The organism is Caldicellulosiruptor morganii, assembly GCF_026810225.1.
Lineage (GTDB): Bacteria > Bacillota > Thermoanaerobacteria > Caldicellulosiruptorales > Caldicellulosiruptoraceae > Caldicellulosiruptor > Caldicellulosiruptor morganii.
Map to the genome: position 1 here is coordinate 2287244 of NZ_CP113865.1, position 17748 is coordinate 2304991.

Below are 17748 nucleotides of genomic sequence, written 5' to 3' on the forward strand. Positions count from 1 at the left end.
CGGTCTTTTTTTTATAAACTATTTGGCGACAGAAGCTCTTCAAATGCAATTGCACCTACAAATATAGAAAGAAGATTTTCCAAAGAGTAATCTATCCTGTGTATCTGATATGGCATAACCAGGGAAAAAGTCCCGGGCTTGAGAGTATATCTCAAGGAATTAACAGTCTCCACACCTTCGCCCTTTAATACATACATAAACTCAATAAAGTTATGCCGGTGAGTCTTGAAATACCTCGGATCTTCCCAAAAGTTAAGTGCAAACTTACGCGCACTCTGTGTCACATAGTCAAAAATCTCCTCTATGTAGACTGGCCATTTCACAGACATTCTCAAAAACTCCTCATTCAAAATTACAGTTGCTATAGATTTATTATACAACATTTTGCACCCACAGCCAAAGTGTGTTAAAATAGACTATTGAAGCAGGGAAAAACCTGCCCGGGTCGCAGCAAACCCCGGTTAACAAAACAAGAGGAGGCTTGAAAAAAATGCTGCTACCAAACTCAAACGATAAGTATCAGCAAAGAAGGTTTGACATCTACGGGTATGAAAAGATAGATACAGAGGTTCTGGAAACTATCGACTATGAATATCCGGAAAAAAATACAGTTGTTGAATATATCACAGATGAATTTTCATCTGTCTGTCCGTGGACAGGTCTTCCTGATACAGCACGGCTTGTAATAAGATATATCCCGGATAAAAAGCTTGTTGAGTTAAAATCTCTGAAATATTATTTAACATCATTCAGAAATGTGGGAATTTTGCAGGAGCACGCAGTAAACAGGATTCTGGATGATCTTGTAAAACTACTTGAACCAAAGTTTATGGAAGTGATTGGAGAGTTTCACGAACGAGGTGGCATATCAACAAGGGTTGTGGCAAGGTATGAAAAGTAGCTCATACCCTGCCATTTTATTTTTTAAAGCTATGCCTCTTTAAAAATCTCGTCGGTTGAAATCTCAAAGCCAGCCATCCTTCATTCACTGCCAAGAATCAAATTGATTGCAAACTGGAGATTGTCAAGTCTGAAGAGTGAAAAATTATCCCAGAAAATGCAGCTACCGCAAACAATCAGCCTGCTGCCACTTTCAAAGCTCTTCTGTGCAACCAGCACAGGTGATCTTTTGCCTGAATCAGAAACTGCTGTATCCCTGCCTTTCAGTATACTCTCCACTCCATCCGAAACAGAAAGTGGGGCTGAATAAGGAAACACAACCTCTTTTACACCCGATGCATACCTTTCAACATTGTCTGTTGTTATAATCAGGCTGTCATCCTCTAAGTGGTTAAGCTCATCCCTTACAGCTTCTTTGAGGATATCTATGCCAAATTCTTTTACTATTCCATTGCAAACTTCCGCAACACCATCTTTGCCTCTAAAATGGGCTGTGAAGATAATTCTTTTTCTGTCTTCCTCAAGCACTCTTTTTATTTTCTCTTTCTCTTCCTGTTCAAAAGTATTTTCGGGATAGTTAAATATAATCACGTCATATTCAAAAAGCCTGTCAAAGTCATCTACTTCTTCAATCAATATTTCTCTTTTCGAAAGCTCCCTGTAAAGCCCTGAAAAATAATACCCGTCGGAGAGCAAAAACTCCTGATGTGTTGCGCTCCATGCAACCCTCATCTTTTTTATCACCCGCAAAATAGTTTAATTATATTTACATAATTAATTTTATACTCCAACCTTGACTTTTTCAAAGATTAGAAGCATGCTAAATTTGCAGGGCTGCACAGTATACACTCTGGCACAAAAAGTGATATTATATAGTCTGTAAACTTTCATAACCTTTTAAAATAACAAAAGAGGTGACACATGGCAAATGACATACACAGACAGCCAGAGGATTAACAAAAATATCCTGATTGCGACAACAACATCGTCGTTTCTGGTACCTTTTATGTCAAGCGCAATAAACATTGCCGCACCGGATATTGCAAAAAAATTTAATCTGACTGCCGAAAATTTAAACCTTGTCATTACTATTTTTCTTCTGTTTTCGGCAGCATTTATTCTTCCGCTTGGAAGACTATCCGACACATTCGACCGTGCAAAGATATTCATAACAGGACTTGTATCTTTTACTCTTTCAACGTTTATGTGCGCTATCGCGCCAAACATAACAATGCTTTTTATTTTCCGAGCTCTTCAGGGCTTTTTCTCGGCTTTTGTGTTTGTAACATCCATCGCAATTTTGATTGAAAACCATCCGCCCGGCATAAAAGGAAGACTTCTGGGGATAAACACTGCAACCGTGTACCTTGGAACATCAATAGGTCCTTTTCTGGGCGGAGTATTGGTTAGACTTTTTGGTTTCAGAAGCATATTTCTGTTTGCATTTACAGTGGGATTTGGGGCATCGCTTGTTAGCCTTTTCCTGCTCAAAAAGGAAATTAAAAGCACAAAAACTACTTCCTTAGCGGAAAGCTTTAAAAATCTGGATAAAATTGGTGCAGCTTTTTCCATTGCAGGGCTTTTTTTATTAATCTACGGTGCCTCTACTTTTGAGCTTGGCAGAATGCCAAAGGTGTTATTCTTCCTGGGTTTTGCTATTTTGATTTTGTTTGTTGTGTTTGAGCTTTGCACGCAAAACCCTTTGCTTGATGTGAAGCTGTTTGTAAAAATACCCCAGTTTGGCTTTTCCAACCTGGCAGCGCTTATAAACTACAGCTGTACATTTTCGGCAGGCTACCTTCTTTCGTTATATCTTCAGCTTGTAAAAGCACTGCCTTCACAGCTTGCCGGGACAATCTTAATTTTGCAGCCAATCTCTCAGGTTATAACCTCACTGATTTCAGGGCGTGCATCAGAAAAGATTGAACCACGAAAGCTTGCAACAGCAGGAATGGCTCTTACAACCGCCGGGCTTTTTGTTTTTTCGCTGTTTTCTGAAAAGACAAATATTGCTATTGTTATAGTAAATCTGATTGTGATGGGAGTTGGTTTTGGGCTCTTTTCATCGCCCAACACAAATGTTGTGATGAGCTCTGTGCCACAGTCTCTGTATGGTGCGGCGTCATCCACAATATCCGTTATGCGAGTAATGGGTCAGGCATTTTCAATGGCAGTTGTCTCTTTTATATTCTCTTTGCACCTGAAAGGTGCAAGGCTCTCTCATGAAAATTACTTCATGATTTTAAAAAGCATGAAGATAAGCTTTTTTGTATTTTCCATCCTGTCCATTGTGGGAATTGTTGCATCCATAAAGAGAGGAAATATATATGCGCAGGAAGATACAAATTAGGTTATTAAACTAAAAAAGGAGCTGCTTCTTTGTTTTTCTCAGCAGCTCCTTTTATTTCAAAACCTTTATGCCAATCACAGTAGGATTTGAATTTGGGTCCCGGGAATTTGTTTTGAATGTCACTTCCACGTCTGTATTTTCATCAAGATAAGAAATCCTGTCCAATACATCTGATATCTGCAACACCACATGCTTGCTGTCAAACAAAAACTCGGCAAAGTTATTGTCAGCAAGCCCTATATATTTGCCTTTCAAGGTAACCTCATCCGGAGTGCTTAAATTTACTATCCTTGGATTACCACCATCTTCTGGCTTTTCAAAATCAATCTCCACAATCTGTCCCGGCTTTAGATTGAAATTTTGCAAATTTTGCACATCCACCTCAAAGGTTTTGTAATCAAAATCTGTGTTCAAAAGATTTACTTCAATTGAATGTGAATCTATCTCACCTGCAAATCTGCCATATGCCTTAAAGGTTTCTACATTTTCTGCATTTCTGCTTTCCTGAGAAGGCTCATAGACAGATCCCGATGTTTGGGGTAAATTGCCAGAAGTTTGACCCCCGCTCAAAGCCGCCTGCTGCTGCAAAGAAGGCTCCTGATGCTTTACTTCCTTGTGTAATGAAACGTAATACCCTGCGGCAAAACCTGCCGCCAAACCAAAAATCAATCCTATTACAAATCCCAGAATCCATTTCTTGTTGCCTGCACTTTTCTTTACCCTCATAGCTCTTTGAATCTCCTTTTTTCAGGTTAGAAAAAGCTATCTTTCAATAATGCCTACAGGCAAAAGTCTACACCATAGCTTTAATAAAATCAATAGAATCAATCACCAGATGCTTTTTTTGCTCTGTAATGTCTGCTCTGTCCATAACCCTGACCAACCCTTCTGCCAAGAGATATTATAATCGACTCAATACAGCCCCTGCACTTTGTCGCATCTTCATTTATACATATCTTCCCAGGGTAAAGTTCGTATTTGAGCTTGTAGTCAAGGTCATTTACATTTGGCATGACAATATTCGCACCGCACTTCAAGCCCTTCTGCCTGCCAAGAGGGTCAAGTGTTCCAAGCGCTGTTGTTGCCGGTATGTTACTGTCCGGAAGAAGAAGTCTTAAAATAGCAATGCATTTTAATGTAATGTCAACAGAGCCCTCGTGTGCATCCTTTAAAGGTGTTTGAGGGTGGGGTATAAAAGGACCTATTCCCACCATGTCAGCGTCAAGCTCGCACACAAGCAAAATGTCATTTGCCAGGTCATCTACTGTCTGCCCGGGAAGACCTATTAAAAACCCCGTCCCAAGCTCGTATCCCAAGCTTTTTATCCATTTGAGACACTCAATCCTGTTTTCAAAACTCATCCCCGGGTGCAACTTTTGATAAAGTTCCTTGTTGGATGTCTCAAACCTCATAAGATACCTGTCTGCACCCACCTGCCTGAAGGCTTTGTAATCTTCATACGGTCTTTCACCAATGCTGAGTGTTATTGCAACATCCACTTCCTCTTTTATTTTTCTTATTATACTGCACATTCTTTCCCTTGTATAATAAGGATCTTCACCGGACTGAAGCACAACTGTTCTGTATCCCATCTCGTATGCTCTTCTGGCAACCTCAACTATTTCTTCTTCCTGCATTCTGTATCTCTGTGCTTCTGTGTTGCTGCGACGAAGCCCGCAGTAAAAACAGTCGTTCTTGCAGTAGCTTGAAAACTCTATAAGCCCCCTGAGAAAAACATCATCACCAACATACTTCTGTCTTGTCCTGTCTGCTAAGTCAAACAGAAGCTGCCTTTCCTCTCCCTCAAGGGTGAGCAAAAGCTTTATTTCATCTTTACTGAGTTTGTGTGTATTGTAAGCTTTATCTAAGATTTCTTTTACATTCATAATAATTTCTCCCCATAAATTTTGAGTATTTCTATCATTTTAAAAGGGTATTTTAATTTTATTATACTATATCTTAGAAAGTTTTTAAAGCAAAATAACCTTGAAAATTCTTTTTAGCAGTGTTTTTAGAGCGGTATACTTCTTAGTTTTTGTGGTATAATTGAATAGAGGAGGTAATCTTTATGGCTGAAAATAGCAAAAAAAACAAAGATTCTAAGAAAACAAATACTGGCTTTAAAATATTTATAAAAAGCTTTTTCAGAACATTTTTGCTTTTGATCATTGCAAGTGCGGTGGTTATGGTTGGTGCCGGGCTTGGAATGATCACAGCATACATAAAGGCAATACCGCCAAATGCTCTGGATATAATAACAAGCTCTTCAAATGAGAGTCAAACGACAATTGTATATGACCAGAGCTCAAATGAAATAGCGCGACTTCACGGAAGTGAAAACAGAGTCAGAGTCCCCTACAGTAAAATCCCCAAAAATCTTATAAATGCATTTGTTGCAATTGAAGATGAGAGATTCTGGCAGCACAGCGGAATTGATATCAAACGAATCTTTGGCGCAATTTATAAAAATCTCAAAAGTGGAAATATGTCCGAGGGCGCAAGCACAATCACACAGCAGCTTGTGAGAAACAAACTTCTGACATTTGAAAGATCATTCAAAAGAAAGATACAGGAACAGTACTTAGCAATTCAGCTTGAAAAAAGATGGACAAAAGAGCAAATCATGGAAGAATACCTCAATACAATCAACCTTGGCAGCGGAGCATATGGTGTTGAGGCTGCTGCTTACACATATTTTGGAAAGGATGTATCGCAGCTTACGCTGGCAGAGTGTGCTTTGATTGCCGGCATTACACAAAACCCTTCATATTACAATCCATATGTCTTCCCCGATCATGCAAAACAGAAGCAGGAGCTTGTTTTGAAGAAGATGCTGGAGCTTGGATACATTACAGAACAGGAATATTTAGAAGCCAAAAATCAGCCGCTTGTTTATGTGAAAAAGGATGTGCCATCAGAATCTTTGTATAAACATCCATATTTTGTTGACTCTGTGATTGATGAGGCAATTGAAATCCTGTCCAGCAAAAAGAGAATTTCGGAAGATGAAGCAGAAAACCTTGTATACAGCGGCGGGCTCAGAATCTATACCACCATGGATGAAACTGTGCAGAGCATCATGGAAGATGCATTTTCAGACCCTTCAATCATGCCAAAAATAAGACACTACGATGCCTCCGGCACACCACAGCCGCAGGCAGCAGCAGTTTTGATTGACTTTTCAACAGGGGAAGTAAAAGGCATCATGGGCGGAAGAGGAAATCTAAAAGGTGTCAGGCTTTTGAACAGGGCAACAATGTCTGTGCGCCAGCCAGGCTCTGCTATAAAACCAATCGCTGACTATGCACTTGCACTTGAAAATGGATACACCGCAGCTTCTATAATTGACGATGTCCCGTTTTCAGTGGGTGGCTACACACCGAGAAACTTGTACAAAAGTGCTGTGGTGCCCGGAAAGCGTGGCTATAAAGGCTTGATGACGTTAAGAGAAGCTCTTCAGTGGTCGGCAAATGTGCCGGCTGTTAAAGTTGCCTACAACCTTGGTATTCAAAATGTGTACAGGAACCTAAAAAGGTTTGGCTTTACAACCCTCGCACCGCAGGACATGAACAGTTTATCAATTGCAATTGGCGGATTTACCTATGGTGTAAAACCCATTGAACTTACTGCTGCGTTTGCTGCAGTTGCAAACGGCGGGATTTATATAAAACCCTACTTCATAACAAAGATTGAAGACAAAAACGGCGCTGTCTTGTTTGAAAGAACACCTTACAAAAGAAAGGTTATGGACGACAAAAACGCCTATATTCTGACAAACATACTGCAAAGCGTTGTGACTGCACGAATTACAGTTGGGGTAAGATTTTCCTACCCTGTTGCAGGCAAAACCGGTACAACTGACGATAGCAAAGACAGGTGGTTTGTAGGATATACACCCAACTATGCGCTCGGTGTTTGGGTCGGTGAGGACAAACCTGTTGCACTGAACTATCTTACCGGTACAAACCCGGCTTTGAAGATCTTTAAAGGTATAATGGACAGGGTTGTTAGCAAAAAAGGTGTGAGCTCCGAATTCCCAAGACCACCCGGAATTGTCGAAAGGTACATCTGCAAAGAGTCGGGCAAACTTGCAACAGATCTATGCAGGAAAGACCCAAGAGGAAGCCAGGTTATAAAGGAGATTTTTGTTGCCGGCACAGAGCCAACCGAGTATTGTGACAGGCATGTAAAGCTAAAAGTGTGCGCACAATCAAAAGCACTTGCAACACAGTACTGTCCCAATGTCATTGAGAAGATATTCATCCGCAGAGACAACCCCATCTGGCCTGATAAATCAAACTTGGTTGTGCCACCTGACGATTATATGTACCAGGCACCGGAAAAGTACTGTGACATTCACAGAGCACCACAAAACCCGCAGGCTGATACAAATTTGCAGGGTGGTTTGCAAAATGAAGCATCCCCGGGGCAGGGAAATGAAGGTAATAGCACATCCGGCAGCACACTAAATCAAAGCACCGGGCAGACAAATGAATCTACAGGTGCTTTGCAAACTGATCAGACAACGTCGGGGGAGGTCTACGGGCAGAGGTAAATAAACCAAACAAAAAGCGGGGCACAATGGGCTCCGCTTTTTTTATACACGTTTAAGAAGAAATTCTTTTATTATCTCTCTCAATCTCAATTCAGGCGAATCATCAAGGTATCTTACATATTTTAAATACCTTACGTTATTCTTTTTTTCTTTCTCCTCTACCCACTCTACCCAAATAAACTTCTTTTCAAACCCACAGTGAGCAAAAAAATTTCGTTGCTCTTGTTGCTCTTTTTTATTAGAGATTTTTATGTAATTCAATTTATCTTTTTCATCTGATATTTCTAGTCTATCCAATTCGACTTTCAAAATATCGATGTGATTTTTAAGTCCAAATATTTTATACATTTTTCCTGCTTTATCTTCCAAATCTTCTATTGATATACCTTTTTGTTTTTGGTATTTTGAAATTTCTAAATTTTTTATTGTATCTATTATCCCCAAATAAAATCCAAGTGTATTTAACATTTTGATCCAGAGATTTTTATTTAGCTTGGGAGATTCTTTATAGCTTTTCACTATCTTGCTATACATATTGTTAATAATATTTTTCAGTAACTCCTTAACTTCGTCTGCTTCATCAATTTCAGTTTCGGTATCAAATAGATAAAGAGGTGTATTGTTTTTTATACTACTAAAAATAAGCAGGAATCTATTCAAAATAGCTTCTACTTGATCTTTGAGGTTCTCTAGTTCTATTTCAGATAATTTTTTATAAATTTCATTTAAATCATTTGATTTCAATGGAGACTCAAAGAAAACAATAAACATCTGTTTTTCACTATACACCTGATAAACATTTTTATTTCCAGGTAGAATGGGATCACAAATTGTTACAAATAATCCTGGTCTTCTTTCTTTATTAATCCAGTGTCTTAAATTTGCAAACGTTGCAAAATGTCTGAGTGCCTCAAGCATAGCTGAAATATAAATATTGTGCCCACTTGAAATATCAATATAAATTTCTTCTATTAAGCTTTCCTTTTCAAGGTACCTTTTTAACATGTCAAGGAAAATTTCTAATACTATATCTCCATAAGCGGTATCAAAACGCACTTCCTTTGTATTTTCTCCATCTTTACCATATAAATACCTACCCATCGAATGAATCACTATAAAATCATCTTTTTCTTTGCCATAAGGAAAATAATTTTCAAAAAAGCCTCGAGGGTTTCTAAAGTATTCATCTTCTTTTTCCCAAATTTCTTCAATTTTCTTCTTGCATATATCATCCAGTTTCGAATTGTTTTTAAGTAAAGTAGGATTAAAAGGTAAACTTACTGGGTAGAGAAGCACTACTTCTGTTTGTTCATTTTTTACGCTATTGAAATACTTTTTTAAATAAAGTGAACTTAATTCTGCCTCAATGCAATTTTTTTCATCCTCATCTACAAATTTAAACTTTTGAGGTTCCATATTAGAATCCAATCGCCCCAATTGATATATTAATTTCATTAATTCAGCCTCCTATAACATAATTAATACTTTTAACTATTGATTTCTTTTCTGTATATGATATAATTATACAAAATCTTTCTTTACAGTATCAACCCTGTCGAATTTTATCAAAAAATACGAAAGGTGAGCAAAATGGGTGTATGGAAGCTAAAACTAAAGGCTTTTCTGCATGATCCTCTTGACAAACAATGGGTACTAAGCTTTGATTGCCCAAAAAATAAAGAACATGAATCTCATGAAATGGTATCAGAAAAACTTCTCAACTATATTCTCCCCAACGAGTGTATAGAAGAATTCTCCGAGATAACCAAAATTGCAGACGAAATTTCATACCCGATGAACGAAATAAACGAAATATTAGAAAATCTTAAAAAACCTACTATTATAAAGCCTGAAGAAATTTGTTTTCATGATATTTACTCACGAAAAATCAGGAAAAAAGTAATTAACAAATATTTTAAAAATAAACATAAAAGGCTTGAAAAGTTTTTTCAATTACTTGGAAACATTTTTTTAAATTTGAATTGCAATGATGAAGAAAAAGCAAAATTGGCTTTTTTACTTCTCTGGCAGTATGTTCCTGATTTTTTCAAATGGGTAACTATTCATCCAGCAGATAGTCAAATACCTTCACACTCAATTTATAATCATTTGGTTCAAACAAGCGCAATTGCAACTGCTATTACAAACGTCAATGAACTTTTATCTGGTAAGTTAGAAGGTGATATCCCAGCGTTTTTAATTTTCACAATTGGACCTGTCCAAAGTTTTATTGCAAAAGCACGTAAAACTCAGGATTTATGGGCAGGAAGCTACATTCTTTCGTATCTTACATACAAGTCTTTGGAACCTCTAATAGATGAACTTGGTCCTGACATGGTAATTTACCCAAATTTGAGAGGTCAACCTTTAATAGAAAGATGGCTACATAACATTTTTTCCAGTATTAGAGATAAAAATGAGTCTTTTGAACAGATTATAGAATCATTTAAAGCAATGTTTTGCCATAATAATAAAGAAGATAATGAGCAAAAACTTCTGATTGCAAATATTCCAAATCGTTTTCTGGCATTTATACCTTTTAGTAGAAAGAATATAGCAGATAAATGCAAAGAATCCCTTACCAATACTTTGACAAAGTTTGCAAAAGAAATTGACACTCTGGTAAAAGAAGAATATTTAAAAGATTTTGAGATCAACCCTGCTTTTCAGGATGAAATAAAAAACCAGCTATTATCATATTTTCAAGTTTATTATGCAGTATTGCCCTGGACCACTAACAAATGCAATTTAGAAAGTGGTGGTAATATTCCTGGTGAACTGACAAGTGAAAGTGTATTTAATGACCATAAAATTTTATTTGAAAAGAGTGAAATTCGTAACCTCATTATTGAAGAAATAATTAAATTGAACCAAAACTCTAAAAATGGGGACAAAATCGATTATTCAAAAGCAGGCATAGGCAGGTCATATCCTTTACTAATTGATTTATTAGAAAAACTTCTGGGCGCTCGGAAAAGTATTAGAGATTTTCAATATTTACCTTCTCGTAATAGAGAAAAATGTCATCTGTGCGGTGAAAATGAAATAGTATCTTTATCCATAGATGAAAAACAAAATAAATCTTTATGGGAAAAATTGAGAAAAAAAGAGCCAGGGCTTTTAAAAGAAAACGAAAGACTTTGCAGTGTTTGCTTATTCAAAAGATTTTTCCCAAAATTGCTTGAGAAAGAGCTTGAAATTAAAGTCTTATCATTCCCTTCAACTTCTGAGATTGCTTCTATACCGGCAAAAGTAGAACTTCTGAAAAACAATGAAGAGTTTGTTAAAAAATTTGTGGAGAAATATAACAATTTTAAAAATTCAATTGAAGCAAGTGGCAGGAAGCTTCCATTTTCAGAAACAGTTCCTGCTTTGAAAAAAATGTATGGTGGTAAATACTGCAGCCTGTGTTCCATTGATGGTCAGTGGCTTATGATAGAAAGTTACTCAAAAGATTATCTTAAAAATGAGTTTGGAATTGAAAAAATTGATGAAAGTTTTCTCCGCACTATCGGAGAAATAAAAGAACTTTTATATAAAGAAAATCTGAATTTTTCAAGGTATTTTGCAATTTTACAAATGGACGGCGACCACATGGGCAAATGGATTAGAGGATTCGGAAGTTTTGAGGAAAGTGAAAAAATAGAATTCCCCACAATAAAAGAAACCATCCATGAAAAGGTCCTTGAAGATTTACAAAATAACTTTAAAGACAGCACTAATATTAACTTAGATAGTCTTATTGAGAAAGTACATCCTTCCACTCCTACATACCATCAAATATTAAGTAGCAGACTAATTTCATTTGCTTTACACGAGGTTAGACGAATAGTAGAAGAAAAATATTTTGGAAAATTGATATATGCAGGTGGCGATGATGTTTTAGCTTTGCTTCCTGTAAATACTGTTTTGAACTGTGCATACGAACTTCAAAAGCGATATAAAGAAGTAGTAAATTCAAGGGCTACAATGAGTGCAGGTATTGTTATAGCTCATCATAAATACCCACTGTCGCTTGCACTAAAAGCAGTAAGTAGCGCTGAGAAAAAGGCTAAAAATCTGCTTGGCAGAAATGCCTTTTGTGTTCAGCTTATAACCCACTCGGGTGAAACCAAAGAGAGCGGTGGAAAATGGGATCTGGTAGACTTTATAAATAAAATAAGAAACGACCTTCAAAATGGTTCAATTCCCAAAGTATTTTGTAACCAAATAATTGAGATTATGAATCAGCTTTTAAACGTTGAACAGGAATCTGTTTCACAAGAAATAGTAGAGATTTTGAAACTGGAAATAAGACGGTTATGGCAAAGAAAGAAGAAATATGAAGGCAAAAAGCCCATTTTAAAGATAGAAGATGTAATTGAGCGCTTTGAAAAATATATAGCTCAAGATATCAAAAATTCCGAAAATTCTCTCTTATATAAAACTCAGAAAATTTTGATGTTTGGCTATCTATTTTATTTAGCAAAGTTTTTGACAGGCAAAGATGATCTTAATTTATAAAAAGCAGCTCTAACAAATTATATCTGAGGTGGTTCTAAAAATGATGTTAAAGTTTGAATTTAAGCCCTTTGATGTGCTGTTTTTTGGAAGTGGTAAACCTTTTAACAGGGGAGATGACGCAAGTTCCATCTTCCCTCCGTTTCCACACACCCTTGCCGGAGCAATATCACAAAGACTTACAACTTTTTCTAAGATAGAGTCTTCAAGGACTATAAAGTTTATCTTTGGCCCTTTTGTAAAAAGACTGACAACAATTTCTGAGGAAGAAACTTTATTTTTCCCTGCACCTTCGAATATATACACTGCCCGAAAAGAAGATAAACCTGATTTTTTCTGCATACTAAATCCATTTGAAAATATGAGTCTGAAGTTATTTCTTTCCCAAAATACTAATAAGCCAAATACAATATATACATTTTGTGTTTACACTAAAGATGAGACCGAAATTGAACCCTTCAATGGGTTTGTCTCAATGAAATATTTAAAACACTGGTTAGATGGAACGTTAGAAAATAAACTTTCAAATACAGAAAATAAAGTAGAAAATAAAAACAACATTATCAAGCTTGATGAAATATGTCAAAACGATGAGAGAATTGGCATAAAAATAAATCCAGAACAAGGAACTGTAGAAAAAGATAGTGGTGTTTACAGAGTATCCTTTAAAAAACTCAAGACTGAACCTGCAGAAGAGTTTTCACTTGTTGTTTGGGCAGAGTTTGATCTTGAAGATGAAAATCTCAAAAAAGCTAATTTAGGATATGAACAAATAAAAGCTATTTTTGAAAAAGAACCACACGTGTTAAAAGTTGGGGGCGAGTCAAAAACTGTGTTTTATAAGCTTGAAGAAAGTTCATTCTTTGATGAAATAAAGGATCTTCTTGAAACTGAAAATACTATCGTTGGATTTTTAAAGTGTGAAAATGATAGTTTATCAATGATCCCCAAAAAAGTTTCAAAAATAGAAAAAGGCGAAAAAGTTCAGTTTTTATTTTTAACACATGGAGTATCTGGTAGTTTCTTGCCTGATTTGCTCAGGAGATGTGGTTTTAGAACTATAAGCATGACAATGAATGGTTGTCCCAATGTAACACTGTATTCATCAAAAAGCAAAAGATTTTTCTCAAAAGCAATTCCAGCTGGCACAGTAATTTGGACAGTAGCAGAAAAAGATATTGAAATCTCATCTGAGAACGCTTGTACTTTATCTCAAAATAATTTTATTGGTTCAAACCTTGTCCTGATTAGAAAGGAGTAAACAGAAAATGAGGGAATATACCTTTCACTGTGAGGTTGTCACTCCCCTTTTTATGGGTGGGAGTGATCCCAAAAAATTAGAATTAAGAAGCCAGTCTTTTAACGGACTTTTTAGGTACTGGTTCCGAGTTGGCGGAGGAAGTTTAGAAGATGAAAAAAGAATTTTTGGCTTTGGTGGAAATAATGCCAGAAAAGGACTTGTGCAGATAATAGTCAGACAATTGCCTCCCATTAACATTTGGCATAAAGATATAATGAAAGATACTGAGCTGGTTAAAGGTATGTATTATTTGAATAATTTTTTGCAAAGAACCGAACGCGAATGTGCTTTTATTACAGGCCAACAGTTCAAATTAATATTTCGCTTTTCACCTTTAGCAACAGAAGATGATATCAAGAAGTTCTTCTGCAGTGTGTGGCTTGCAATTAATCTTGGTAACTTTGGTGCAAGGGCAAGAAGAGGCTTTGGCTCTATAAAAGTTAATAGTATAGACGGCACAGATGAACTGTATTCTTTTCTTCAGTTTAAACCTCAAAGCTCTTTAGAAATTTGGCTCCCTGATAATCTTAAAGTGATAAAAAACACTTTGTTTGCGGAAGAAAGAAAAAGTATTCCCTGTTTGTTTAATAATAGTGTTGAAATATACTATTTAAAAAAAGAAGATTTAGAAAATTCCTATAATAAATGGTTTTCAGAAATACGCAAAAACAGAAAAAGTAATAAATATGTACCAAATTTAGAAACAAGCGATTTAAATCTAAATAATCCTTTTAAAGTATTATCATTTATGGGCTGCTTACTTATGGCTTTTAGAAATTATTACTTACCTGACTATGCAAACTTAATTTCTGCGGTTAACAATCCAAGTGAAGCAGTCAAAAAAGGAATAGTAATAGAAAGAGCGTTGTTTGGTTTGCCTCTGATTTTTATAATTGGAAAAAAAACTTATAATGTTAGTGCATATATTTCAACAAAAGAAACCAAAAAGTTAGAAAGAAGAGCATCACCTTTGTGGTTTAAAGTATTACTAAATTCAAGTTTAAATAGTATTGAAAGCTTGTTTATAGTAATGAAGTCTGAATTTTTACCGAAAAACATGATAATAAATTTGAAAATCCAAAACAGCGAAATAAAATGTTCAACAAATAAATGGAACGCTTTAGATACTTTTATCGCTACACTTAAAAAATATGAAATAATTGAGAAAATCAATTTTTAAAAAATAAAACAAAGGAGTGATAAAATGTTCAAAGATTCAATTTTAGTCACATACTATTGCGAAACTCCCATACATATGGGATCTGGGCAGAGTATTTCATATGTGGATTTGCCTATTCAAAGAGAAAAGCATACTGACTTTCCTGTTATATGGTCAAGCAGTATAAAAGGTGTGGTTAGAGATAAGTCATTCAGATGTGATTGGAGTCCAAATAAAATTAACTACATCTTTGGTTCTGACCAGGAAGAAACCTCTGATAATTTAGTACCAGCATGTGTGAGTTTCACAGATGCAAAAATACTTTTTTATCCTGTTCGTTCAGCAAAAGGTATATTTGCTTGGATTTCTTGTCCATTTGTTTTAAAAAGATTTCTTAAAGAAGCAAAAAGCGCAGGCACTATTAGCAAAAATGTGTCAACCGCAATAATTAACTGTATAACCTTTATAGAACCTATTTCTCAAAACAAAGTAGTATTACTTGACAGCAGTGCCTTTATTAAGAATTCTTCAGAGAAAGTCATGTTAGAAGAATTTGAATTTTCTGCAGAAGTTAAAGAAGTTGAAGAGGTTAATGAAACTATAAGATTTTTCAAAAGTATCCTCCCAGAAAATGAGCTTACAAAAGAATTTGAAAAAAGATTAGTGATAGTTCCAGATGATATTTTTTCAGCTTTTGTTAAATATGCAGTCGAAATTAGAACAAGGATTAGAATAGACCAAATAACAGGTGTTGTTGATGATAAAGCATTATTTACTGAAGAACTCTTGCCTGCAGAGAGTATTTTTTACGGATTTGTTTTTACAACCGACCCGTTTTTCGGTATTGATAACGATGTATATAACAAATTGAGTTCCTCTCCTATTGATTGGGAAAAATTGTGCAATTCTGTTCCCAATGAAAAGTTAGATATCTTAAAAGAGGCAGCGGGAGAAAGAAGTGAAAACGAAGCTGATAAAAGAGATGACAGGTATTTGTTTTCTAAAGATGTTGCCAATCAACTTATAAAGCTTCTTGACAATGGACTTCTCCAACTTGGTGCAGATTCAACTCTTGGAAGAGGTTTTGTAAAGGTAAAAACTACTTCAAAACATTCTTCAGACTCTGAAGATAAGCAGGAGGTAAGTGGTTAAAATGAGTATAAAAAGTACAGAACAAGAAATAGCATCGTTTTGCTTTAAGGAAATTCCTTCCTCTAATAAAACTCAACTAGCAGATAATAACGACAAACTTTCAAAGTTTAAATCTGATATAAGAAGACTTCCCGCTATGATAACCAATAATGGTCTTTTAGCTACCATGACATTTTATAAAAAGAATAATGATAAAGTTTATAATATAATAAACAAATGGTTTTCAAATAAATCAGGAAGAGATATTGATCTAATTAAATATCTAACTAATTTAACTTATGAAGAGCTGCTTTTCAAAACATCTGAAGCTCTTAAACTTGCTGACTGGTTAAAAAGAATTGTTGAGGTGAAAATTAAAGATGACAAAACAACACAAGAGGAATAAGCCGGAGTGGAATTCACAAACGAATCCACAGTTTCATTCAGCCATTGTCGAACTTGATAACTTAGCTCTTGCTTTTTCTAAAGGAATTTCGGTGGAAATTCGCAAGAAAAAAGTTTGCGAAATAAACCAAGAATATAAAAGAGATTTTTTTCAACAACTATTTAAAGGCAGAAAAAAAGATAATTTTCCCCTTATTGAGCATCAACTATTTAATAAAATGAAAAAAATAGAAGAGCATTTGCTTTCTAATCATTTTGTAAAAGTAGTTGATGCCAGCTTTAAAAATATTTCGAGACTTGTTGTAGGTTTAGGATCCGAACATGTTTTCGAAACATCCTTAACTCTTGATTATATTTGGGGAATCCCTTATTTACCTTCATCCGCTGTCAAAGGTATATGTAAGGCTACTGCATTCTGGGAAATAGTTTCTTATTCTTTAAAATTGAAAAACTATGATAAAAAAGAATCTCAAGAAGGAAATTCTCAAAATGAGATTGATGAATTAACAAAATATGTTTTTCAGAATTTATACAATGAGGATATTCATTTTGAAAATAACAAATCATCAGAACTTAATGACACTGAGAAAACAATCTTATTATGCAAACTTATATTTGGTGCACAGAACTTTGAAGGGTTACTCACATTTTTAGATGCATACCCCCAAAATTTATCAGAAGTAGCTGATATATTCGATTTAGATGTAATAAACTCTCATTACTATGAATATTATAATAATCCCGAAAATAACCCTGCTGGAGACTGGTATAATCCACAACCCGTGTACTTTCTAACAGTAAAACCAGGAATTGAATTTAAGTTCTGTGTATTTTTTGATCAATTTCGCGCTGAGAAGTTAATAAAATCTTTTAGGGCAGGAAATATTTATTCTGAACTAATTGAAATGTTTAAAAAAGATAATTTTAAATTTATTAGAAATATTATAGAAACTTCCTTAAAATCTTATGGCATAGGTGCAAAAACACGTTTAGGTTATGGTTTGTTTGAATAGGAAGAATAACTATTTCTAAGCCTGTTAATAATAACAGGAGTAATTAATCTCGTATTGCAATACAACTAAATTTTCCATTATATACTGATTTTTATATATCAACTTTATAATGCTTAGTATAAGGAAAACTATATGAAGATAAAAGTAACAAAATCAAATAAATTTATTTCGATCTATATAATGTAAAAATATTTAAAAATATTTTGTAGATCTTTGGCAATATTGCAACAAAAAGAAAAATCAGAAGAATTTATCAATTCTAAAGCAGTGATAATAAATGTAGTAAATAGAAACAAATAGACGAAAATTTAATCGTTCATAATAAGGACAAGTCAGAAAATTATGTCCATTTGTAATAAATAGCTTGTTGAATAAAACATATTGACATAAAAGTAATAAATTTATAAATGGAAAAAACCATCCTCCTTGAGATAA

At 35.0% G+C, this 17748-nt stretch carries 14 protein-coding genes; 9 read left to right on the top strand and 5 right to left on the bottom strand.

Going from position 1 to position 17748, the window contains the following annotated elements; translation table 11 throughout:
- Positions 1 to 11: 11 nt before the first annotated feature.
- Positions 12 to 380 (bottom strand): AraC family ligand binding domain-containing protein, encoded by a 369-nt coding sequence (locus tag OTK00_RS11250; protein ID WP_241765438.1) that lies wholly within the window; start codon positions 378 to 380, stop codon positions 12 to 14.
- Positions 381 to 490: 110 nt separating this feature from the next.
- Between OTK00_RS11250 and queF the strand changes: the two genes are divergently transcribed.
- Positions 491 to 901: a preQ(1) synthase gene (queF, locus tag OTK00_RS11255; RefSeq protein WP_045168758.1), complete on the top strand. Its 411-nt coding sequence runs from the start codon at positions 491 to 493 to the stop codon at positions 899 to 901.
- Positions 902 to 981: 80 nt separating this feature from the next.
- Here queF and OTK00_RS11260 read toward each other — a convergent pair whose 3' ends face one another.
- Entirely contained in the window at positions 982 to 1632 is a 651-nt protein-coding gene (locus OTK00_RS11260; protein WP_045168757.1) for a hypothetical protein, read from the bottom strand.
- Between the two features lie 196 nt (positions 1633 to 1828).
- Here OTK00_RS11260 and OTK00_RS11265 point away from each other — a divergent pair, with 196 nt between their 5' ends.
- Positions 1829 to 3250: an MFS transporter gene (locus OTK00_RS11265; RefSeq protein ID WP_045168756.1), complete on the top strand. Its 1422-nt coding sequence runs from the start codon at positions 1829 to 1831 to the stop codon at positions 3248 to 3250.
- A gap of 51 nt (positions 3251 to 3301) precedes the next feature.
- Here the strand turns inward: OTK00_RS11265 and OTK00_RS11270 are convergent, their stop codons facing one another.
- On the bottom strand, positions 3302 to 3976 hold the full coding sequence (locus OTK00_RS11270) for a hypothetical protein (RefSeq protein WP_045168755.1): 675 nt from the start codon (positions 3974 to 3976) through the stop codon (positions 3302 to 3304).
- A 98-nt stretch (positions 3977 to 4074) separates the two neighbouring features.
- The gene (hydE, locus tag OTK00_RS11275) at positions 4075 to 5136 is read right to left on the bottom strand and encodes a [FeFe] hydrogenase H-cluster radical SAM maturase HydE (protein WP_045168754.1); all 1062 of its coding nucleotides are present in this window, start codon (positions 5134 to 5136) and stop codon (positions 4075 to 4077) included.
- A 182-nt stretch (positions 5137 to 5318) separates the two neighbouring features.
- Between hydE and OTK00_RS11280 the strand changes: the two genes are divergently transcribed.
- Positions 5319 to 7805, top strand: coding sequence for a transglycosylase domain-containing protein (locus OTK00_RS11280; RefSeq protein ID WP_045168753.1), 2487 nt, complete (start codon positions 5319 to 5321; stop codon positions 7803 to 7805).
- A 42-nt stretch (positions 7806 to 7847) separates the two neighbouring features.
- On the opposite strand, the gene csx1 is transcribed toward OTK00_RS11280, so the two are convergent.
- Positions 7848 to 9260: a CRISPR-associated CARF protein Csx1 gene (csx1, locus tag OTK00_RS11285; protein WP_045168752.1), complete on the bottom strand. Its 1413-nt coding sequence runs from the start codon at positions 9258 to 9260 to the stop codon at positions 7848 to 7850.
- A gap of 135 nt (positions 9261 to 9395) precedes the next feature.
- On the opposite strand from csx1, the gene cas10 reads away from it, so the two are divergent.
- Genes cas10 through cmr6 form a run of 6 tightly spaced genes read left to right on the top strand, consistent with a single transcriptional unit; the run spans position 9396 to position 17313 of the window.
- Positions 9396 to 12308, top strand: coding sequence for a type III-B CRISPR-associated protein Cas10/Cmr2 (gene cas10 / locus OTK00_RS11290; protein ID WP_045168751.1), 2913 nt, complete (start codon positions 9396 to 9398; stop codon positions 12306 to 12308).
- A 43-nt stretch (positions 12309 to 12351) separates the two neighbouring features.
- A complete protein-coding gene (gene cmr3 / locus OTK00_RS11295; RefSeq protein ID WP_045170062.1) occupies positions 12352 to 13566 on the top strand; it encodes a type III-B CRISPR module-associated protein Cmr3 in 1215 nt (404 codons plus the stop codon).
- Positions 13567 to 13573: 7 nt separating this feature from the next.
- Positions 13574 to 14785 carry a type III-B CRISPR module RAMP protein Cmr1 gene (gene cmr1, locus OTK00_RS11300; RefSeq protein ID WP_045168750.1) on the top strand — a complete coding sequence of 404 codons (1212 nt, stop codon included), beginning with the start codon at positions 13574 to 13576 and terminating at the stop codon, positions 14783 to 14785.
- A 24-nt stretch (positions 14786 to 14809) separates the two neighbouring features.
- A complete protein-coding gene (gene cmr4, locus OTK00_RS11305; protein WP_045168749.1) occupies positions 14810 to 15916 on the top strand; it encodes a type III-B CRISPR module RAMP protein Cmr4 in 1107 nt (368 codons plus the stop codon).
- Position 15917: 1 nt separating this feature from the next.
- Positions 15918 to 16301 carry a type III-B CRISPR module-associated protein Cmr5 gene (gene cmr5 / locus OTK00_RS11310; RefSeq protein ID WP_045168748.1) on the top strand — a complete coding sequence of 128 codons (384 nt, stop codon included), beginning with the start codon at positions 15918 to 15920 and terminating at the stop codon, positions 16299 to 16301.
- The gene (cmr6, locus tag OTK00_RS11315) at positions 16276 to 17313 is read left to right on the top strand and encodes a type III-B CRISPR module RAMP protein Cmr6 (RefSeq protein ID WP_045168746.1); all 1038 of its coding nucleotides are present in this window, start codon (positions 16276 to 16278) and stop codon (positions 17311 to 17313) included. The genes cmr5 and cmr6 overlap by 26 nt, the downstream gene beginning before the upstream one ends.
- Positions 17314 to 17748: the final 435 nt, after the last annotated feature.